The following is a 22,843-nucleotide window of genomic DNA, read 5'->3' as shown; positions in this document are numbered from 1 at the left end:
TCTGTCTTATTTTGCTGTTTGAGTAAATTTGAGTAGATTTTTAGAAGCGGTAAGACTTGCTAGTCGTTTTTCTCGCTGACGACAATAAAAATTAACAGTTAGCCCAGCAAATAGCCAAAAGTATAAACTAAATGATCTTAATCTAAACAAACGTTCTACAAAAGAATAGGCAAAAATAATTATTGTTAATGACTGCATTGTGGTCCCTGTTGCTTTTTCTTCTTCCGAGGTAGCGCCACGAATGACTTTTCCAGAAGTTCGGTACAGTTGCCAAAGAACTAACCAGTACAGCAAAAGTCCCGATATTCCGAAATAGGCGGTAATTGCAAACCAGTAAGTATCATCAAAAACATAGAGATTGCGTTGAAGTTGAGCTTGGTCATCTGGATTAAGAAATACTTCAATTCCTCTTCTGACTACACCTAATTCGGGACCAAAACCAAACCACAAACTTCCAGACTTAATTAAAGCATTTAAAGTTATCATGATTGTCCAACCTCGGGAATTTTCTGAAGTGCGTTGCCAATATTCTGAACTAAAAATTTCTGTAAAGTATGAAGTTAAATCATCAGAATTTTCTGGTGATACACTAGTATTGACTCCAATATTAGTAGTTAGTTGGAGAGAAGTATATATAACCAATGCCGCACTAGCAATAAACGCTAAAAACCATACAACTATAGCTAAATCTTTTCTTCTTTTCAAATAAAATAAGATTAAAAAAGGTACAAGAAGGGAAATAAGCAAAGCAGCCCGTTTTTTAGAAGCAAATAGTCCAAAATAAATAATTACTGTATTTATTAAATCTCTTAAGTTAGGAATAATCTTGTCATATCCTGTATATAGAGTTGTGACAATTAAAACAGAACCTATTAATAAAAATCCTGATAAATTAGCAGTATCTAAAAAAGTTCCACAACTTGCTCCTTTATGTTCTGCTTTACTGCAATTACCACCACTAATTTTAGCGTTAATACTTGTTGGGAGAAAAAACTGAATTGAAGCTATTATTCCTTGTATAATAAAAACCCTTTTGAGGTTTTTTAGTAACTTTTTAACTTGTAAGTGAGAAAAATCGAGATTAACTAGAGTATAATATAAAGCTAAATATCGCCAGTTAGTTCTTAAATTGGCGATACTTCCAGGAGGGGAAGCGTTATTGACAATAATTGATAAAAATGATGAAATAAAAAAAGCAACTACAGGAATATCAATTGGTGTTTTTCTCAGACCTTTTCCTAATAAAATTCTTTTGAGACATATATGACAGAATAATAAATAAATTATTATTTCTGGAAAAAAGCGAAGTAATGTTCTAACTGGTGAAGGAACAGGTAACCAAGCCATTATAAAATCCTCAAAAGGAGTATAAAGAGCAATTACACTAATTAACCAGAATGATAACTCTCCTTTTTGTATGGCATCACGATAAGGTAAAAATAGACGAAAAAATAGATTTTGAATCATTAGTTAATATAAGACTAAACTTTTTCTTGGGAGAAAATTGCTAGGATTAAATTGCTTTTAATTTTATTTTTTCTCATTTTGTTAATATTGTTAAGTATATATTAATTACTTTAACAAAAATACAACTAATTAGTTGTTTAACTAATTAAACGCTGAATTTCTACAGCATAATTAATAGCAGCACAGTTCCAAGTTGGTAGTTGATTGCAGATAGAAGGAGAAGACTCGTTTTTTAATTTATCCAAAATTATGGCAGCAGACTTTTGAGGATCATCGGGTATAACTGGAATAATAGCTTCATCTCCAACTTCTAAACTAGCTTGATTGGCTTGACTAACAATCACCCAGCGCTCAAAGGAAATAGCCTCAGCAATGGGAAGTCCAAATCCTTCATTATCTGAGAGAAAAACAATCGCCGTAGCTTCTCTATACCATTGAGCTAATTCTTGATCGTCTAAGTAACCATGGTAATTTACCCAAGATAAATCAGCAACATTTTTAAGAAAGGCTTCTCCCGAAGCTTTAGTAGTCTCATTCATGCCGCCTACAAGATGTAATTGCCATGGATGTTGACTTATTTCACGCAGTGCTTTAACCAAATTCACAGCTTCTGGAAGTCTTTTAGCATTGGGATCAATACGTCCTACCGATAAGAGAAAAGGAGTTGTGGGAACTTTAATTTCTACTGGAGGTAGATTTTTTAGAGAAGAATCTGAACCATTTAATATTGCTACTGATTTATCTTGCTTGTCTAAAGTGGGACGAAAATGAAGTAAATCTTTTTGAGTAGCGTTACTTACTGTAATGATTCGGCGTGAAAATCGCAGTGAGGCATCGAGATAAATCCAGGATCTCAAAGTAGTTTTCAGGTTGTTTCCATATTTGTTATTTACTTTCCATTCATTTACATCATGAATTACAGATAAAGTAGGAGGATGCCAGGGAAAAACCATTGGATTTGATAACCAAACAAGACCCTTAATTTTATGCTTTCTCAAATAATCTGGGAGGGCTGTTGCACACCAAATATATCGCCTCATGGGAGCATAATCAAGAAAAGGCAGAATATCCACGATTGTTGCTAAATCTTGCAGAGACGTAGTATTTTCAAAAGCATTGGGAGAAGCTAAAATTTTAACATTTATATCTCGATTACTTAGTTCTTCCACTAAAGGTGGTAGTAATCTTTGAAAATATTGACCAATGCCTAGACGAGGACCTCGATAATGAGTTATTAAACCTATAGTCATAATGTATTAAAAAAAGTGTTTTTTTATAAAATCTCTAAAATTCAAAATATTTGAACTAAAACAATTGATTAGATTCACAAAAGAAGCTTATAAATATTTACTTTTTGTCAACATTTGTAGAACTGAAGAAAGAAGCCAAAAAATTGTTACTCTGAGAACGACCCCAGTAAAACATTAACAATCCAGTTATAGATAATACAGAAAATGCTAATGCTCCTAAAACAATGGTTTTTGCTTGAGAACTATCATCTTCTAGGGGCAAGGAAGGTTCTGAGATAATCTGAAGTGAAGGATAATAAGTTGCGTAATCAGGTTTATCTAAATCAAGACGAGCTAAACCTTCAGCCAAAATCGATTCAGAAATTTGAACATCTCGTTTGAGACGAGTAAGAGTAAATTCTTCATTGGTAAGAGTTTTTAATCTTAATTCTGATTCTTTAATTTCTAGATCCAAAGTGTTTAACTGGGCTAATATTGCTTGAAGTTGTGTTTCCGAATTAACCAATTCTTTAATTAAAGCTTGTCTTCCCCCTTTTCCAATATCTAATCGAACCAGAAAATCTAAGCTGACTGGCTTGTCCAAAAGAAAACCACTACGCTCAATCATGGATTTTTGAGCAGTCTTTTGATTAGTTTTTTCCAAGAGAACCGGAGGACTATCAGCAGCCCAGAAAGAAGATAAGGTTTCTAGTTTTGCTGTAGCTTCTACATAATCTTGTAAACTATTTTGAAAAATTTGATCATCTAAAAGTATCAGAGCATCTTTAGCTTCGTTTGGGGTTAAGTTTAATTGACTGGAAAGCTGATTAAAACGTGCTTCAAGAGATTTTATTTCTGTATATAAATTAATCCGTTGAACTTGTAAATTTTCTAACTGTTCAGAAAGTTGTGGTATTTGATTTAGTTCTTTTAGAACTGATTGTTTTCTAAATTTAACCACTTCTTCTTGAGCGTTTGTTAGTTGTTGACTAGCTAACTCTAAAACTTCTAAAGTTTCTTTATCTTGACGTTGAGCTTCTGCTTCCCTTAATGCAGTGATTCTAGTAACCCAGGCTTGATAAAATGCCTCAGCTTTTTCCTTAGCCATTTCAGGCGTTTCACCCATAACTTCAAATTCCATAATTGTTGTTCCCTTCGGTAACCAGATATTGGGCAAGCCAAATTTTTCCACCGACATATCAACTTTTTTGGCTGCACTTTGAAGAACACTATGTGTAAATGCAATATATCTGTAGTTATCGCGAGGGTCTATTTTTCCTAGAGAACCGTAGGGAGTTTCACCACCTCCATCGAAAGTTTTTCCTGTATCAGGAAGTTCAATAGAAGCTTGGAATCCTCCACTAGAAACAATTGCCGCACCTCTACTAGTATAATTAGGTGTTAAATTTTGCAATATTAAAAATACTGCGCCCCAAATCGCACAGTTTAAGAATAATCCTATTCCCAGAAGCCAAATCATTGATTTAGAATTATTTGATTGGACTATTGATTGAGAATTAGAAGGTAAAGAGGTTTCCATCGTGTGATCTTTCATTTTTGATAAGTTACTACTGACGACAATTTTCCCATTTTATGTTTTGATGGCAATAGTACTATCTTACTAATTTAATGAGTATACTTTTTTCTAAATGGCAAAATATAGTATATAGTCATGAGATATATTGAAGATTTTTCTAAGGGAGACACCAGGTCCAAATATTTGTCAATGTATTTTTTATATTCTTGGTTAGTCATTTTCTTCATCCAATAACTACCTATGCCCCTAGCAAACATTCTATGGCAAAATTTTCTCATTTCTGGAAATCGAAGTAGTAGAAGATAACTTATCACTATGTTTCTTTCGTGTAAAGGAGATACATGATTTATGCTTGTAGTAACATTATTTCCATGTATTCCTTGTTCTACTAGTTTTTCATCGAGAAAAAAACCAGGACTCATGATTAAAGCAGCAATACGTAAATAGCGATCCGCAGAAGTATTTATAAAACTTATTATAGGTATAGGTAAAATCTTCTCTAAAAGAGAACGTCTGAAACATAATCCTGATGTAGGTGTGGGATAAAAAGGCAGTTTACCCTTTTTAATATTTTCTCTAAAATCATATTTATCAGTTCCTTGTCTAGAACTCCATTCAGGAAAAGAACGAGTGGACCCTAGAATTGTACCATTTTTTTTGTCCACTAATGTGAGCGGATGAAAACACCAGTCTAAATCAGGATTTTCTCGAAAAACTTGTGCTATTTTAGCTGCTTTTTGTGGTAAAAAAACGTCATCAGCATCTAAAAAACAAATAATATCTCCTTGACTGACAGCAAAGCCTGCGTTGAATGCTGAAGCTTGACCCCCATTGCTTTTTAAAACTGGAATTATTTTGTTTCCGTAGTTAGCAATTATTTCTTGAGAATTATCAGTAGAACCATCATCAACTACAATAATTTCTCTTGGGGTATAAGTTTGTGCTAAAACGCTATCTACAGCTTCTGATAAAAAGCATCCGTAATTATAATTATTAATAATAATACTTATTAACTGATTTTCCATTTTTTTACTAAATTTCGTTTTGTATAGCAATCCTATATGAGTCGTGAAAATAAATATAGGTAGATTAGGCTTCTCTAGCTAAATCATTTTTCATAAATGACTTAGGATTGCTATATATTGATTTTATATTAAAATTCACGATGACGAGAAAATTTTTTTCTAGCAAGAGAACGGTAGATTATCCAAAAAATAGTTTCTAGTTTTTCTCTGAGAGAAGATGATGACCAATAATTCATAATTATTTGATTTAATTTGACTTGATTATATGCCGAAGACTTCAAAATATCCACAATGCCACTAGCAAATTCGCGAGTAGCATATCTACTAAATTCTGGAAATTTATTCTGCAACATCGAAGCGTTTGTAACTTTAGCCAACCCTTGTACTTTATTAAAATTTTTATTGTAGTTAAAATTGTTCTCGCCATGAATATATTGAATAGCTAATGCTGAATCAAGATAGTATCCTTTGCTAAGGGCTATGGATACAGTAGTAATATAGCGATCTGCACAGATTCGAGTTCCTTGTAATTCAGGCATAGGTAAAATCTGTTGTATTAAAGATTTTTTAAAACTTAAGCCAGTTGTTGCTGGGGCAAAAAATAATGCTTTTCCCCGTTTACGTATTTCGTTTCTAAAATCGCAAAGACGAGAGCCTTTTTCGTAACTCTTACCCAAAGATTTTTCAGTTTTATTATCTTTGATCTCAAGAGTATGGAAACACCAAGCAATCTCAGGATAATCGTTAAAAATTTTTACAACTTCAGTTACTTTGTTTGGATAGAAGTAATCATCAGCATCGAGAAAACAAATAATTTCTCCATGACTACTAGCAAAGCCCGCATTGAAAGCAGATGCTTGACCTCCATTTTCTTTGAAAATAGAAGTAATCTGGTCTCCATAACTAGCAATAATTTCTTGAGAATTATCAGTTGAGCCGTCATCAACCACAATAATTTCTAGATTAGAATAATTTTGAGCAAGAGCGCTATCAATTGCTCTTGATAAAAAACCTCCATAGTTATAGTTATTAATTAAAATACTAACTAAAGTATTTTTTAACATTATTTTTCTCCTGATTTTTGTGTATTTTTAAACAGATTAAATGGATTGAAAAAAATAGTAGCATTGAGGTTTAAATATTTTTTTACTAAGATAGCATCCATAATATTTACAGTTCCTAGGCTTATAGCAGTTGCCATGGCAGCTCCTTCTATTCCCCATTGGGGAATCAAAACCAAGTTTAAAACAATATTTGATACTGCTCCAAAACCATCACTAAATACTTTAAAACTTTCATATTTAGTCATAATTAATAACCAGTTAGCTGCACAAATAATTGAGTTTATCAGTTGACCCAAACATAAAATCATCAGAGCATAATAACTTTTTGAAAATTCTGGACCAAATAATAGTAAATATTTATGCCCAAAAATTCCTAACATCAAAACCATTATCGTAGCCCCTAGAGATACAAAAAAAGTACTCTGAGAAATCACTTTTTGAAGTTTTTTAAGACTTCCAGAACTATATAAATCAGCAATAATTGGAGCTAAAACAGTGTTAGCCGCAAAAGGTACAAAGAAAACTAGCTGAGCTGCTCTAGTAGCAGGTAAATATAAACCAGCTATTTCGGTGCCTTTCATTGAGCCCAACATAAGTATGTCGGATCGGGAATTGATCAAAAAAGTACTGCCTAGAAATACTAAAGGAAGAGCACTTTTTAACCAAACCTTTGCTTTATATTCTGGTGCAAAATGTTTAACCTCTGTAGGCAAAACTTTTGCTAAAATTTGCATTCCTATGATTAGTGTGATGATAACAGCTCCCAATTGAGCGGCAATTACCCAGAAAGCATTGAAATTATCTGCAAAGATAAAATGTAGAATTACAGCAAAGCCCATTGTTAGTAGAGGAGCTAAAATAAGTTCTGGAAAAAGTCCCCAAAAATTATGATGTAATCCTCTCATCACAGCCATACGCAAATTTCTGATTGCTCCTATTGGTAGGAGTAGCATGGCTAAAGCAAAACTCGACAAAATTTGATAATTAGCTTGTTCGGTAACAAACCAAGCTACACCAGTGGCGATTAAGCCCACTCCTATTGACAAGAAGAGTACTATAAAATTAGACCATTTTAATATTCCTTGAATTAATCCCCAATTTGACTGACTTCGATAAACTGATACTTCACGTATTAACAAGTTATCAAGACCAAAAGTCGAAGGCAAAATTAAAACCCGAACCCAACTAATTATGTAAGCATAAATACCAAATTCAGCGACACCCAATAAGCGAGCTAGTAGAATACTACTCAGAAAACCTAGACCTGTAGAACCAACTCTCAGTCCAAATGTTCCTACAATTTTTTTAAATAAACGTTGCTTGAATTTATTGTCCTTTTTGAAAAAAGAGTTCAATATTTTTCTAGCTCGTGAGTTTTCTTTCATAGAATTTTACTTTTTATTTTTTTATTGTAGACCTAAAGATCTATAAAATCTTTAGGTCTTCGTTAGATAAATTATGGCTTAAATCCAAATTAAAAAAGCTGAAGAATCTCTATACCATTGACTAAAGGATTTTGTACTTCAGGTAAAAATTCAATATTCAAAGTACCATCAGTCACATTGACTATATTACTAATCATGCCACCGACTCGATGACCGAACTGTTCAGCAAGGTCGATGTTATCAAGATTGCTCAACACAGTCCCCTCTATAGCTACATCAAAAATTCTGTCTCCCGGATTTTTACTTTTATTCCAACCATTACCCATGAATAATCGCACTTCATAATTTCCAGGTAGAAGTTGATCAAAAGCATACTGCATATTAGGTAATCTCCAATTATCCCAACGTTCACTGTTAAAGAGAGCATCAGGAGTAGTTTGCGGTACGGTTGAGCCAGGAATCGTAGGGTAAGAACTTGTTTTATTGCGCCTTGATTCAATGAGAAAAGGACTATTATTGCTAGATGTGTCGGCTGACCAGGGAATATCTCCATCAATGGCGGCTATTTGAGGACCACCGGAATTAACACGATGAATAACTGTCCCCTCTGGTGCATCATCATCTGATATGGTAACTGTAGCGGTATTTTCTGAACCAATAATCACATCACTATTTTCAGAAGTGATTGCATCGAGAGTAATAGTAATCTCTTCAGTTTGTTCAATCAGAGAATCATCAACTACAAAAATATCAATAGGCGCCGAGAGACTACCGCTAGGAATATTAACTGTTCCTGAGAGAGCAGTATAGTCAACATCAGGAGTAGCACTACCAGTAACAGTATAGCTAATTTCTGTGTCAAAGCTTGATATCTCAGAAAGACTTAAGACAAACTGACCATTAGTATTCGGTTCAGAAGCATCGACAACAGAGCTTACACTAACCTCTTTTTGGCCTTCAAATTGCAAGTAGATTGGATCTGTTACCGGACCTAGAGGTAAATTATCCTTTGTCGGGTCAATAATACTGCTGACAAAACCTAGAGGTACTTGATCTTCCCCTGGAAAATTATAGTTAGCAACACCTGAAAAATCAAATTGGTCGGAAATATCTTGAGGTTCACCAGTTAAGAGAACATCTACAGTTTGAAATTCTACTGCATTATTAGCAGGAAAGTCTGAAGTTGCCAAGGCATCTAATTGTGCTTGGAGAGTGGGAGCATAAGCTTGTTCTTGTGTATCTCCATTGAAAAACTCGTTGGTTACAGGTTGAATCAAGCCTTTAGTTAAAACTACTCTTGCTGTTTGGCCCGCAGGTCCATTAACAATAACACTTGGAGAATTTTGGTCATAGGTTCCTACCTCTCCCGCGTTAAGTCCATTAACAGTGAGAGTAGATGATAGATTAGGTGAAGTCTCCGAAGCGATTCCTTGAGCGCCAGCTTGGTTACCGACACCCTGTAACTGTCCCGTTGCTGTAGCACCATCAGCAAAGGTAACTGTAAATGTTGAGCCAATTAACTCAGCACCTGAAACACCACCTACATCCCAAGCAGGATTAGTACCAGCATCAAGTGTAGTTTTTTCAGACCCAGCCACGGAATTTGGGTCCATATCAATGGAAAAGCCCAAGGTTTCTCCTAACTCAAATCCATTATTATCAGCTTCATCAAAAGTTAGCCTCAAAGTTTCATAACCTGCTGTACCACCAGCACCCAGATAAGAAGCAGAACTAGGAGCATTGACACCAGTGTTACCTTTTGTATTAAAAGTTAAGGACTTGAAAGCTGTATCACCGGCTATGCCAAAGGGGTCAAAGACCGTATCAGGATAGAGGGCGTTAGTAACATCAATATCAACTTGGGAGATCTTTTTTTGGCCTGTGTTAGTAAGTTGAAATGAGTTGCTACCGAAGTTGGATATTTGAACATCATTATTATTGAGGGTAATAGTTAACTTTGCTTCTCCGCCATTTTCATTGACATCAGTAACAGTTATGCTGAGGGTCTGAAGGTCAGTGCGTCCTGTTGAGTCTTCAACAACTACTTCAAGTTGATAGATATTATCACCATCATTATCCAGAGGGTTTTCAAAATCAGGAGCTGAGTTAAAACTTATCACTCCTGTATTAGGGTCGATATTGAAGAAAGCGGCATCGGCACCTAATAAAGGTTGATAGGTTAAGCCGTTACCTTCTGAATCCCCATTAGTATCTGTAGTATTAATATCGATCACATTGGTTTGATTCTCAGGAAGAGATACAGAGTTAGGGGAAATAATCGTCGGAGCAAATTCAAGAAGTGTTTCTGACGAAAGAATTTCAATCCCTTTTAAGGCAGTATTTTGAATCTGATGCAAAAACTCTAGGTCAATGGTATTATCCTCAGCCGTGAGAGTATGAGACAACATAAACCCGCCATATCCTGCTGTTGCGTAGGGGTCAATATTATCAAATGCAGTAGGAACAATTCCTTCAACCGATACATCAAATGCTCTTTGCCCTGCCGCCACAATAGGTTTATAAATCTCGGCGAAATACAATCTTACTTCCACCTCACTAAGTGAGTTAACAGGAAATTGCCATTGCATGTTATCTCCAGAAACAGAATCCCAACGTTCTGATTGAAACATATCTTCGGAAACACTGAATGGTAAACTAGGATCGCTGATGTCAACCGATGAAGAAGTTGTATAAGTTGTATCCCCACCACTGCCAATTCTAAATACAGATGGATTATTTTCACTATCTTCACTCCAAGCCGGGAGAGAAGCATCGGCCGCTGCTATTTCTGGCCCACCTACATTGATACGATAGAGGGGTTCTAATTCATCATTATCAGTAATGTTAACAATCAGGTTAGGAACATTGACTTGATTATAATTACTATCATTGGTAGTAATTTGATGGGTAACTTCTCCTGTATGATTGTCTTCAAAGACATCATCGTCAACAGCTTCAATATTCACTACTTGAGGTTGATTCCAATTACTAGGAGTAAAAACTACTTGATTTTTATCAACTGTAATTTGAGAATCCGGTGATAAGTTTACTGTCACATTTTGGGTGGGTTGAGTAGCCAAAACCAAAGAATAAGTATCAGCAAAACCTCCCTCAGCCACTTCATTAGTTCCGTCAGTTTGAATCAATACCTCAGGTACGTCATTATCTACAATATTTACCCTTAAGCTAGGAATACTCTGTTGATAATCAAGATCATCAGTAGTAACACTAATTTGATGAGTAATCTCTCCTGCGTGGCTACTTTCTAAATCACTATCATCTACAGCTATTAAGGTTATTTGTTGAGGTTCAGCCCAATTAGTAGGAGTAAAAATTAATTGAGTCTTGTCTAGAGTTATTTGGGAGTTAGGAGATAAGGTTACCGTAACATCTGAGGTTGGTTGAGTACTTAAAGCCAAAAAATAAGTATCAAAAGAATTCGGATCTCCTTCTGTAACTTGAGTTGAAGCATTACTTTCTGTAACAACAAATTTAGGAGTAGCAATGGTTAAGTCGAGAAAATCAGCAGTAAAAGGACCTGAAGCGTTTTTGGCAGTGGAGACCATCGTTACCACTGGGGCAATCTGAACTCCATTGATAGTATTTTCTCCCCGTAAGGCTGTGGCCACTGGACCTGTGGTATTTAACTGTATAGGAGAACTACCTATTGATTGAATATCAGACCAAACTCCCTGTATTTGATAGCGAAAGGAGGGGATTACTTGTAAGTTTGTTTCGTCAACAGTTAAGAAAAATTCTATTTTATCGTTATCAATAGCCTGGGAAAATTCTGGAGGAGCATTGACAACTTGAGTATATTCAATCCCATCATTTTCTTCATAAACTACTTTGAATTGGGCCCCATTACTATTGTCAGCTACGACTTGGATGGTGATTAAATTTGACATACTACCATCACCCAAGGCTATCCCCATAGAAGCTGGATCACTGATAGTGGTACCAAGTCGGCTAATAGGATTAAATACAGGTACTCTAACAGTGTATTTTTGCACATCAGTTGCTGGCAAAAAACCAGTTTGAATGGCATCTCGTTGATCGTTTCCTGTGCCGCGAAAATCTCCAACAGTTACATTCTTAACCTGAAAGATACCGGGAGCGCCACCTCTAATTGTATTATCAAGATCTGTTAAACCATCTAGGTACTCTGTTCCATCTATCATCCAACCAGTCATGCCAATATTGTATTCTCCTGACGGACCTGGATGAACACCACTATCTGCTGGATTAAAATCCCAAAAGAGAGTCTCTCCAGAAATAAGCGGAGTGTTTATACCATTATCGGGATCATATTGTAGAGGATCGACATTATCTTCTAAATTGTCGTTATCTTGATCAAGATCGGGAGCAACTGGAGTACCGGGGACTAAAGCAGTGATACTATCAGTACCAAATTGAGTAATAAAGATTGAATCACTAAATTGCTCAGTTCCAATAGCAAAAGATTCAACATCTCTTAAGTCTAAGGGTGTTCCCCCCACAAAAAGGGGTGATATATCAGTGAGATTGGTTCCATCTTGAGTTCCATCTCCCACAATTTCCATGAAGTAGATATTACCATTAAAAGCTGCTGTAGCTAAAATTTCTGCTCCTGCAACGTCGGTAATCGGATTGCTTCCGGTGGCTTTCCCTGCCAAGTATTCAGTTAGGCCATTGGAAGAACTATTAATAGTCACTAAAGAACCATCTGGGCCTTTATTGGTTCCAAAAGGGTTATCGCCGGGAGCGAGATAAACTCCTGCTTCAGGATTGGTAAAACCGCCAGCAATTTCATTCCAATCCGAGGGAAGGTCATCTTCAAAGGTGTTGGGATCATTGTTGGGATCGCTAGGATCTGTTAGCTTCGTAACTATAGGCGTACCACTATTAGGATCTACGTCATACAAACCAGCCCCTGGACCGGAAGCATAAATAGGATTTGGGTGACCAGCATATAATCCTTCTGTAACTAAATGCAGATTATCGGGATCTGAATCGTTTCCCGTGTCCACATTAATATTGGGGTTGTTAGTAGCTACCTGACTACTATCAAAAATAGGTTGACCATTAGCATCTAGGGCTATATCTCCCCAGTTGTTATTAGGACCATTATCAAAAGTATAAATATTATTATTTTCAGTAATTACTATGTCGTAGGCATTGCGATAACCCATGGAATATACTTGTACTGGTCCATTCGGGTCATATTTAGCTTGATTACGACCGTCATTACCTCCAAAAGTATCCGCCGCTTCGGCATCAGCAGGATCGGTAACTCCTACTACTGTGTCTTGTCCTGCTACATTATCAGTACGAGTGGGATCATTTAAGGTTGGTAAAGCATATACGTAAGGATCTACATAATCAGTTCCTCCTTTCAAACCTTCAGTAGCTTCTATTTGCTCTAACTGCGTTAAATCAATACGTAGTACTGCTGCCGAGTAGTAATATTCTGGAAGCCAGGCAAAATTATTACTCGGCCCTCCTCTATTGGTATTACCTCCTGATACTGCATACATAATTTGGTGAGGTTGCCCATTCACCATTTCTGTTCTAATATCCATTCCATTAATTGAATGGTTTTCTTCAGATCTCGGTAAACCAATCACCAGGTCTGTCTTTGTCCAGCTACCGTTGTCATTTTTGACGAGACGATGAATAATACCTGAGTTAGTGTCTATGTTTTTCTCACTACCACTATTACCTCCGCCAATACGAGGATCGCTAGAAGATACATATAATACAACTTCTCCAGCCGGTCCTTCTTCTGCAACTATTCCCGTTACTTGGCGACTATTCAAATTGGTATTTAAAGTCCCGTCATCATTATGATTAGGAGTATTTTTCACTAAATCTGTTTGATCAGAACCACCTTTATTGTTAAGAACAAATTTAGAGATAAATCCATCATTGTCAATTATTGGCTTGAGATTAAAAGAACGAATTAATCCATCTTGTTGTGATACATACAAACGTCCGTCAGGACCAAACTGAAGTGATGTAGGATTATTTAAACCAATACCTTTGAGGTCTACTTCAATTTGCTGAAATTCGGGTGATAAAGCCATATTATTTTCCTCTCATATTTATGTAAACAAAATCAAATTTGGAATTTGTTTGAAACAAAATCAAATCAAATAATACAATATAGTGTATTACGCTATAGATAAAAAAACAAGACAAAGCTAACTGTCATTTATTTGTAATAAATACAAGAGCTTCATAAAACGCATCAAAAAACCTGAGGGCTTTTTATTTAAAGGCATAACCTTGAGCTATGTGTGTATTACTTGTTTCGCCAATTGCCAATTTTGCGGATTATCACACTTTTAGCTACGCCAACCTGAGGAGGTGACAGATGAGAGTTAAAGTGAAGACAGGTTTGTTGGTTTTACGGTGTTAGGGTATTTTTATCTATTTTAATAGATTTTGAGCGTTGTAACCAATCTATCACAAAAAATAAATTTTTCCCTTGCCCAACTTCTATAACTTAAATCGGTGTCTATATCCTAGTCATCTTGTCACCTCCTTCAGTACGCCAACTCCAGCTATTGTTGCATTTTGAGGAATATTGATCAACAATTTACTTCTGAAGTATTTTCGATAGATGTATTTTCAAGTAATGTTTTCAGGGAATCGGTGAAAAATTTTTCCAACAATCGAGCATAGTCTTTTACGTCCCTTTTGTTAGCAAATTCTTGTTGAAAACGTTCTAAACTCCATTGTTTCATCGAGTTCAGTTGATCTTGATTATACAAAATACTATCAAGTTTCTCCTCGCAATCCTCTTGATTTTTAAAATAGCTCGCTTTTTCTCCTGCGACCCATTGGTTAAAAAGATTGTCATGTGCAAGCACTGGTGAACCCGCAGCCAAAGCCTCTACTAATGAAGGATTAGTTCCGCCTACTGTATGACCATGAATGTACAGTTTACTGTACATTCTTAAAGCTTGTACTATTATAGGATCGTAAATTCCTCCTAAAAAAATCACCTCATCACTAGAAGCTTCCATCACTTTTTGGTGATATTTAGATTCTTCGGGAAAGTAATTGCCTAACACTACTAGTTTTAAATCACGATGTTTGCTAGAAAAAGCAGAAACAATTTCTAAAATATTATTTTCTGGTTCAGGTCGTGCAATAACTAATGCGTATTTTCCTGGATTTAAGTTATATTCCTCCAACAGACTAACTTCTGGAGCAATTACTGACTCTGTACCGTATGGAATGACAGTTATTTTTTTTGGAGAAACACGAGTAGCCAAATGTTTTTTGATTTCTGGATGATCCGCAATTAAATGATTTCCAAACCAACATCCCAATCTTTCATTGACATATAGCCATACTTTCGCTGAAAAGCTCCATTTTTTCCTTGACCATTCGAGCCCGTCCATATTGATAACATTAGGAATACCTAACAAGCGATAAAATAGGGAAAATATAGCCGTATTGTAACCTAATGTTAAAATTACATCATACTTTTTGAGAGAGTGTAAAGTTGATTTAAAATCAAATACAATCGTGGACAAAGCCGTGTTACCTGTAACAGGAATATGTACTAACTTAATGTCTTGCCAATATTCTTCAAAAACCTTCGCTCCTGAACTATCTTCTTCTTGGCAGTAAACTGTAACTTTCCAACCAATAGAAACCAAATATAAGGCTAGGCGTTCAGCAAAAGTTTCAAAACCACCGTGTTTTGCAGGTATTCCATGACATCCTAAAATCGCTACGGAAGGTTGATTTTTCTCCGGTGATTTAGTATTGCTTACCAAGTGCAATTTATCCTTAAGATTTTCGTTCTTTATGATGTTTCCTTTCATCTTTCCGCCCTCATGGAGACTCTCGCTAAACCTCTCATCAGGTTAGCTATGAGAGGAAATGAGGGACATAATTTATGTGGCATAGTTATATCCATCCGCTTTGTGAATAGGTTTACAGTATTTGTGGCTAATACCTTGAACTGTTTGGTTAGCAGTTTTAATGTTAAAACTACTTATTATGTTATAATAGTATTCTATGGTGTATTTTTGTGTTTGAATTTTTATTCAGTGTTTTTACCATAGCATATTTTCTGAAAATATGCGAAATCACTTGTGTGCTTATCATCACATCAAGTAATCATCGGAATAGGTATCCTTTGCCGTGAGCTAAAAAAATTATGATCCATAATCTCACGAAGATTAATACACGTAAAGGTATGGGAACGATTATGATTATGAAACTAATTTATTTTTCTCGATGAAATTTTATATTTCAAGAAGTCACTTACTTGAAGTAAAAAAATATCAATAAAAAACTTCACATGAATTTGTAGCAAAGAAATTCAGCCATCTTGTCAGGTAGAATCCTTAAAAAATTTATATTATAGCAAAGAGCAGCCTGATATTTACACTTTTTTCTTAACCAAGAATGACTCAAACCCTTGTATAACAAGGGCTATCAGTTCTTTTGCTAGTTATCTCATTAATCTCTTTGTAACCTTGTTAGGTTCTACTGGTCAAGATCTAGGATCTAAGTTAAAATTTTTATATCCCCCCCTAGGGGATTGCTATAATGCTATATTAATAAAAGTAAAGATAAGTAAAGAATATTAAAATAACATTGACTAATCAAACTTTAACCAAAACTAAAATAAAAATATCTCAATTACCTCTAACTTGGTCCATATTCTGGGCCTCAGGCTTCTTAGTATCTGTGCCAGTGTTTGCTCAAGCACCATTAGTGCGCTTTTACCCTTGGATAAGTTTACTATGTACTTTGATCTGGCTATGGGTAGCTAAATTACTATATTCAAAATCACCAACTAAAATTTGGGGAGACTTGTTATACGGATTTAGTTGGAGTTGGTTAGCAGGTTCGATTTATTGGGGTTGGTTTCGCACTTTTCCTTTAATTCATATTCCCATTGAGGCTATCGGATTACCATTCGCTATTTGGTGTTTATGGCGTGGTATTGGCAAGATAGGAAACAGCTTTTACCTCGGCTCTCTCTTAGGCACTGCTGTTACAGATTTATATTTTTATATTAATGACTTGATTCCTTACTGGCGCCAGATTATGACTACTCAAGATACTGCACTAGCTAGTTTAATTTTGAAGCAAGCAACTACTGCTGTGGCAACTCCTTGGGGAATAAGCTGGGCAGTAGTTTTAGCTAATACACTTTTAGGAATAAGTATCTGGGCTTTACAAAAGTCTCATACTCAATGGTGGGCTTTTGCTGGAGCTGTACTCTGTACAATTTTAGTAGATGCTTTATTTTGGGTAGGTGCAGCCTTTGCTTAATTTAAGACTAAAGTAATTGCAGATTAAAGACGTTAGCAAAAACTATAGGTAAATCCTGGCGCACTTTGTTTATCTTTAAATCAGGTTTAAATTGAGTCAGGGTTCCTACTGGTTTGTTAGCAATTCCACAGGGAACTATCTTTTCAAAACCAGCTAAATCAGGGTTAATATTTAGGGAAAACCCGTGCATGGTAATCCATTTTTTAACTTTTATGCCAATCGCCGCCACTTTGTAACCGTCAATCCAAACCCCAGTTAATCCCTTGATACGTTCTCCTGATAAATTATAAGTTTTGACAAGTTGAATCATTACTTCTTCAAGTTGACGCAAATACCAGTGTAAATCTCTTTGATGATAGTTCAGATTAAGAATACAATAACCAACAAGTTGTCCGGGACAATGATAGGTAACTTCGCCTCCTCTCTCGACTCTGTATATCTTCTCCCCTATCTGACTAGGATTAAATTTAAGAAATTCTAAACTAGAGCCTGTACCTAGAGTGTAAACGGGTGGATGTTCTAATAACCACAGTGTATCAGGTAAGTTAGGATCTTCTAAACGTTCTGCTACTAATTGCTTTTGTCTTGACCAGGCGATTTCATAGGGAACTAAATTATCTTCAATAACTATACATTGTCTTTTTAAGTGTTTCATGAGAAAATGTCAAGAGATGCAAAAAAACATAAAGAGTAATTAAGTAGTTGATGTTTTCTTTTATACATAGTGTTAACTTAGGAATTAAGTAAGGAAGATTGAATTGATTTGTTTTAGATAGTAAATCACGTAATTCTATCAAAGGAAAACCAGAGCAATCTTATCTTAGTCAATCTATAGCCAACCAATTCCCTAGCTCTACAAAATAATAGCTAACCCTAGGGATAAGTTAACATATTGTAAATGATGGAGTAAAAGATTATGAAGCTTTTGATTCAGGGCAACAACATTGTCGTTACCGATGCAATTCACGATTATGTCCAACAGAAGCTAGAGAAGGCGGTTAAGCATTTTCAGTCTATCACAAGTAAGGTAGATGTTCATTTATCAGTGGCACGCAATGAAAGAGTTAATGATAAACACAAAGCAGAAGTGACAGTTTATGCTAATGGTACTGTAATTCGCGCTCAAGAAGGAAGCGAAAATCTTTACGCCAGTATTGATTTAGTGGCAGATAAAATTGCACGGCAACTAAGAAAGTATAAAGAAAGAAAATTAAATAAGAAAACTCATGCTCATGTGAAAACTACTGATATAGTGACAGAAGAACCAGTAGAAAATAATTTAATAGGCGATCGCACTCCCGAATTACCAGAGGAGGTGGTAAGAATGAAATACTTCACCATGCCAGCCATGACAATCTCAGAAGCTTTAGAACAACTAAAATTAGTAGATCATGATTTTTATATGTTCCGAAATAGCGCCACTAATGAAATCAATGTTATCTATATGCGCAATCATGGAGGCTATGGATTGATTCAACCCCGTCAAGGCACTCAAAACGAAACACACTCTTCTCAAGAAAGTAAAAAGTAAATACTCATATCTAACTAACTAAACTTATCTATTCCTGATAATAAACTGATAGAGTAGATAAGTTTAGCGATGATATACAAATTATCAAGAGAGTATGATCATCTAAAATATTTATAAAATAGGATGATTACGACTATGAAGGAGAAAATAATTTAGTTGTAGCGGTTGAAGTTTGGGGTACAAACGTAGAAGTTATGGCAGGAGAAAAAATTAATCCCCGTAGCTTTGAGATTTTACCCGGAGACGGTAGAAGTATTTATAACTAGGTTGAAAAATCAGTGTAGGTAAGTCCCTTGATCTATGCTATAATTATAGTCTACTCAAAAAATATCTTTGAGGAAAAACGCAAGGTTTTAACCGAGGGAAAGTCACAAACTAAAACTCTATTAAATTAGGAGCAAGTTAGGAGATTTTCTTTGTACCACAATATTTATGAATTCAGAATCAATGTCTTCCTCACAGCCTAATCCTTCATTCTCCATGGATGATTTTGCCAAAGCTTTAGATAACTATAGTTTTGACTTTGAAAAAGGGCAAATAGTATCAGGGAAAGTAATCCAACATACACCAGAAGGAGCTTTCGTAGATATACAAGCTAAAACTCCAGCCTTTATTCCATTGCCAGAAATTACCACAAGCACAGAAACCAATTTAGCAGAAATATTACCCCTAGAAACCGAAAGGAATTTTCTGATTATAAAAGAACAAAACGCCGAAGGACAAGTAACTCTATCCATAAGACAGTTAGAAATACAAAAAGCTTGGGAAAATCTAGTCGCTAAGCAAGAAGATGGAGAAACAGTACAAATATTAATCACAGGAACTAACAAAGGTGGGGTAGTAGGAGAAGTAGAAGGCTTATCAGGCTTTATACCGCGCTCGCACTTGGCCCAAAGAAATGATTTAGAATCTTTGGTAGGTCAAATACTTACAGCTAACCTCCTAGAAGTAGATTCAGAAAAGAAAAAGCTAATTCTCTCCCAGAGAAAAATAGTTCAAGCAGCAGCAATGAATGAACTAGCATTAGGAGAATTAGTAGAAGGAAAAGTAGCTAAAATTCAACCCTACGGTGTCTTTGTAGACTTAAACGGCGTCACAGGATTACTGCATATAAAACAAATTAGTAATCAACATATAGATTCTCTATTTAATTTATTTCAAGTAGGTGAATCAATTAAAGTGATGATTGCAGAAGTAGATGAGGTGAAAAGACGAATCTCTTTATCAACCAAAATCTTAGAAGAGTATCCAGGAGAAATAATCGAAGATAAAGCTAAATTGATGAATGACGCTGAAAATCGTCAGGAAAAAGCCAAGAAAAAACTTGAGATTTGATACCTAAATAAATGGTGAATTCTCTCCAAGAAGACCGAATTAGGGAATTAGCTTTTTTAGCTTTACAGGATATCTACAAAAATGATGCCTATAGTGATATAGCTTTAGAGAGAGTATTGCAATCTAGTAATTTAACTAGTAACTCTAAAAACTTAGTCTCAGAACTAGTTTATGGAGTAGTGAGAAGAAGAAGATATTTAGATGCACTAATCGATCAACTAGGTAAAAAAACAGCAAAACAACAACCACCAAGTTTGAGAATAATTCTCCATCTGGGGTTATATCAACTGATTTATTTAGATAAAGTGATAAGAGCGATCGCAGTAAGTAGTAGTGTAGAACTAGCTAAAAAATTTGGTTTGTCTAAATTAGCAGGAGTAGTCAATGGAATACTAAGAAATTATGAGCGTAAGCAAGATAGGCTAGTTTGGCCAAAAGACCCCATTACTAAAATTGGCACTCTAGAGAGTTTTCCAGATTGGTTAGTAGCAATTTGGTTAGAAGAATTGGGATTAGAAGAGACCATCACCCTATGTAAATGGTATAATCAGCCGCCTAATTTAGATTTGCGGATTAATCCCCTACAAACATCAAAAGAGGAGGTAGAATCTGCTTTAAAGGCATCAGGTTTAACAGTAACAAATGTTGACTACCTACCCCAAGCCTTAAGAATAGTGGGAAAAACCGGAGCAATTCAACAATTACCAGGCTATAACCAAGGTTGGTGGATTGTTCAAGATAGTAGCGCTCAATTAGTTACCCATTTACTATCTCCTCAGCCAGGAGAAACAATTATCGATGCCTGTGCCGCGCCAGGGGGAAAAACAACCCATATAGCCGAATTAATGGAAGATAGAGGGGAAATTTGGGCGTGCGATCGCCACAAAAAACGTTTAAACAAAGTTGAAGCTAATGCCAAACGTCTGCAACTAACCTCTATTAGTACCCAGGTTTTAGATAGTAGTCAAGACCAATTACCAATACAAGCCGATAGAGTATTAGTAGATGCCCCCTGCTCAGGAAATGGTACATTACATAAACGTCCTGATTTACGTTGGCGACAGACACCCACAACCATCGATAAATTAGTAGATTTACAAAAGAGAATTTTAACTCAAGCAGCTACTTGGGTTAAACCAGGAGGTATTTTAGTATACGCTACCTGTACCCTGAATCAAAAAGAAAATGAACAGGTAATTAAAGCTTTTTTAGAGAATAACCCCCAGTGGCGCATTTATCCCCCAGAAGCTGATTCATTTTGCCAAAATTTTGCTACTCCTGATGGTTGGATTAAAATCTGGCCTCATATTCATCAAATGGATGGTTTTTTTCTCGTCAGGTTGGTTAAATCTGGTGAACTTTTTTGAAGGTGAGCAAGTCTAAAAAATTAGTATATAGCGTTACGTAGACAAGGGACATTTTGATCCCCCCTAACCCCCCTTGAAAAAGGGGGGAAAGAGCTTTATTTTGATGTCAAACACCATAATGCGTAGGGCTATAGCAATCGCCCTAAAGGTTATGACAACTCAGAAAGCATTTCCCCACCTGCCTTCTGCTATTTTGATCAAACAGCATACCTAGGAGTAAAAATGGCTACAGAAGAAGAATATAGACATTTGCTGAACCGTATTAGTTTTGGTATAGCACCCCAGGATTTATCCAGAGTAAAGTCTATGGGAATTCAAACTTTACTAGATCAGCAATTATCACCTGAAAAGATTACTGAGTCTCAAAAACTCAGAGAAAAATTGAAACCATTAAAAACTCTCGAAATGACACCTCTTCAATTATTGAATAATTATGGTGGTAGGAGTAAACAAAAAAAACCAAAACAAGAAGTTATTCAAGAATCTCTAGAAGCTTATTTACTACGCAGTATTTATAGTAATAGACAACTAGAAGCAGTAATGATTGACTTTTGGTTAAACCATTTTAGTATTTACTTGCAAAAAGGTTTAACTGGTATTTGGATCGGTGCTTATACCCAACAGGCGATCGCCCCCCATGCCTTAGGGAAGTTTAGAAAACTACTAGGCGCTACAGCCAAACATCCAGCGATGTTATACTATCTAGATAATTGGTTGAATACATCTCCCCAGAGTTCCGAAGCTAGAGGTAGATTCAAAGGATTAAACGAAAATTATGCCCGTGAACTAATGGAGTTACATACTTTAGGAGTAAACGGAGGGTATACCCAAGAAGATGTAATTAATTTAGCCCGTATCTTAACGGGTTGGGGTTTAATTAGATTTAGGGAATCTACTAACAACGAAAGTAGTGGATTTTATTTTGACCCCAAGCGTCATGATTGGGGAAACAAAACTTTATTAGGTGTGACATTTTCAGGAGAAGGAGAAGCCGAAGTAGAAAAAGCTTTGGATTTATTAGCATATCATCCTCAAACAGCCCAACATCTTAGTTACAAATTAGTACAATACTTTGTGACAGACAATCCTCCCGAAGCCTTAGTATCAGATTTAGCAAAAACTTTTTTAACTAGTAAAGGAGACATTCCTACAGTTTTAAATCAACTGTTTACTCATCCTCTTTTTTGGGATAAAAAATATTACGATAACAAATTTAAGACCCCATATCAATATATTATTTCTCTCTATAGACTACATAATCAGAGAGATATTAATCCCCAAAAACTAATAGGGAGTATAGCACAATTAGGTATGTTACCCTATCATTGTCCCAGTCCTAAAGGTTACAGTTACACTCAAGATATTTGGCTAAATCCAGATGCTGTCTTAAAAAGATTAAATATAGCCATGAACATCGGTCGTAATTCTAATCTTCAGCCTGAAGAAATACCAAATATCTTAGGTAATGCCTTCTCAGAAAAAACTCTCACAGTTATTGCTAATAATTCTCCAGATCTCTCTATTTCCCTCTTTTTAGGCAGTCCTGAAATGATGTACCGTTAAATATAGCAAGCTCGCAAATAGATGTTTACAGTTATCATGAAAAGCCCCCCTTTGT

14 protein-coding genes are annotated in these 22,843 nt (G+C 35.6%); 5 read left to right on the top strand and 9 right to left on the bottom strand.

Annotation, left to right across the window (positions count from 1 at the left end; all coding sequences use genetic code 11):
- Positions 1 to 6: 6 nt before the first annotated feature.
- From MW688_RS07175 to MW688_RS07140, 8 genes are all read right to left on the bottom strand, one after another.
- The gene (locus MW688_RS07175) at positions 7 to 1,467 is read right to left on the bottom strand and encodes a hypothetical protein (protein WP_486735262.1); all 1,461 of its coding nucleotides are present in this window, start codon (positions 1,465 to 1,467) and stop codon (positions 7 to 9) included.
- Positions 1,468 to 1,604: 137 nt separating this feature from the next.
- Positions 1,605 to 2,717 (bottom strand): glycosyltransferase, encoded by a 1,113-nt coding sequence (locus MW688_RS07170; RefSeq protein WP_486735261.1) that lies wholly within the window; start codon positions 2,715 to 2,717, stop codon positions 1,605 to 1,607.
- 97 nt (positions 2,718 to 2,814) lie between these two features.
- Entirely contained in the window at positions 2,815 to 4,251 is a 1,437-nt protein-coding gene (locus MW688_RS07165; RefSeq protein ID WP_486735260.1) for a GumC family protein, read from the bottom strand.
- A gap of 71 nt (positions 4,252 to 4,322) precedes the next feature.
- On the bottom strand, positions 4,323 to 5,258 hold the full coding sequence (locus MW688_RS07160) for a glycosyltransferase family 2 protein (protein ID WP_486735259.1): 936 nt from the start codon (positions 5,256 to 5,258) through the stop codon (positions 4,323 to 4,325).
- Positions 5,259 to 5,386: 128 nt separating this feature from the next.
- Entirely contained in the window at positions 5,387 to 6,322 is a 936-nt protein-coding gene (locus tag MW688_RS07155) for a glycosyltransferase family 2 protein (protein WP_486735258.1), read from the bottom strand.
- Positions 6,322 to 7,707 carry a flippase gene (locus MW688_RS07150; RefSeq protein WP_486735257.1) on the bottom strand — a complete coding sequence of 462 codons (1,386 nt, stop codon included), beginning with the start codon at positions 7,705 to 7,707 and terminating at the stop codon, positions 6,322 to 6,324. Before MW688_RS07150 ends, MW688_RS07155 begins: the two co-directional genes overlap by 1 nt.
- Positions 7,708 to 7,796: 89 nt before the next feature.
- Positions 7,797 to 13,772 carry a malectin domain-containing carbohydrate-binding protein gene (locus MW688_RS07145; protein ID WP_486735256.1) on the bottom strand — a complete coding sequence of 1,992 codons (5,976 nt, stop codon included), beginning with the start codon at positions 13,770 to 13,772 and terminating at the stop codon, positions 7,797 to 7,799.
- 507 nt (positions 13,773 to 14,279) lie between these two features.
- Positions 14,280 to 15,527 carry a DUF1972 domain-containing protein gene (locus MW688_RS07140; RefSeq protein WP_486735255.1) on the bottom strand — a complete coding sequence of 416 codons (1,248 nt, stop codon included), beginning with the start codon at positions 15,525 to 15,527 and terminating at the stop codon, positions 14,280 to 14,282.
- Positions 15,528 to 16,308: 781 nt separating this feature from the next.
- Between MW688_RS07140 and MW688_RS07135 the strand changes: the two genes are divergently transcribed.
- Positions 16,309 to 16,992 (top strand): DUF3120 domain-containing protein, encoded by a 684-nt coding sequence (locus tag MW688_RS07135; RefSeq protein ID WP_486735254.1) that lies wholly within the window; start codon positions 16,309 to 16,311, stop codon positions 16,990 to 16,992.
- 7 nt (positions 16,993 to 16,999) lie between these two features.
- Here the strand turns inward: MW688_RS07135 and lipB are convergent, their stop codons facing one another.
- A complete protein-coding gene (lipB, locus tag MW688_RS07130) occupies positions 17,000 to 17,647 on the bottom strand; it encodes a lipoyl(octanoyl) transferase LipB (RefSeq protein ID WP_486735252.1) in 648 nt (215 codons plus the stop codon).
- A 261-nt stretch (positions 17,648 to 17,908) separates the two neighbouring features.
- On the opposite strand from lipB, the gene hpf reads away from it, so the two are divergent.
- The 4 genes from hpf (at position 17,909) to MW688_RS07110 (ending at position 22,788) form a co-directional block, all read left to right on the top strand.
- Positions 17,909 to 18,523, top strand: coding sequence for a ribosome hibernation-promoting factor, HPF/YfiA family (gene hpf / locus MW688_RS07125; protein ID WP_486735251.1), 615 nt, complete (start codon positions 17,909 to 17,911; stop codon positions 18,521 to 18,523).
- Between the two features lie 432 nt (positions 18,524 to 18,955).
- Positions 18,956 to 19,858 carry a S1 RNA-binding domain-containing protein gene (locus tag MW688_RS07120; protein WP_486735250.1) on the top strand — a complete coding sequence of 301 codons (903 nt, stop codon included), beginning with the start codon at positions 18,956 to 18,958 and terminating at the stop codon, positions 19,856 to 19,858.
- An 11-nt stretch (positions 19,859 to 19,869) separates the two neighbouring features.
- Positions 19,870 to 21,225 carry a 16S rRNA (cytosine(967)-C(5))-methyltransferase gene (locus tag MW688_RS07115; RefSeq protein ID WP_486735249.1) on the top strand — a complete coding sequence of 452 codons (1,356 nt, stop codon included), beginning with the start codon at positions 19,870 to 19,872 and terminating at the stop codon, positions 21,223 to 21,225.
- 222 nt (positions 21,226 to 21,447) lie between these two features.
- Complete coding sequence (locus MW688_RS07110) at positions 21,448 to 22,788, top strand: DUF1800 domain-containing protein (RefSeq protein ID WP_486735248.1); 1,341 nt, start codon at positions 21,448 to 21,450, stop codon at positions 22,786 to 22,788.
- Positions 22,789 to 22,843 lie beyond the last annotated feature (55 nt).

The sequence above is a fragment of the Johannesbaptistia floridana genome (genome assembly GCF_057440575.1).
The sequence above is the reverse complement of the archived record's forward strand: the minus strand, read 5'-3'. Positions and strand labels throughout refer to the sequence as shown.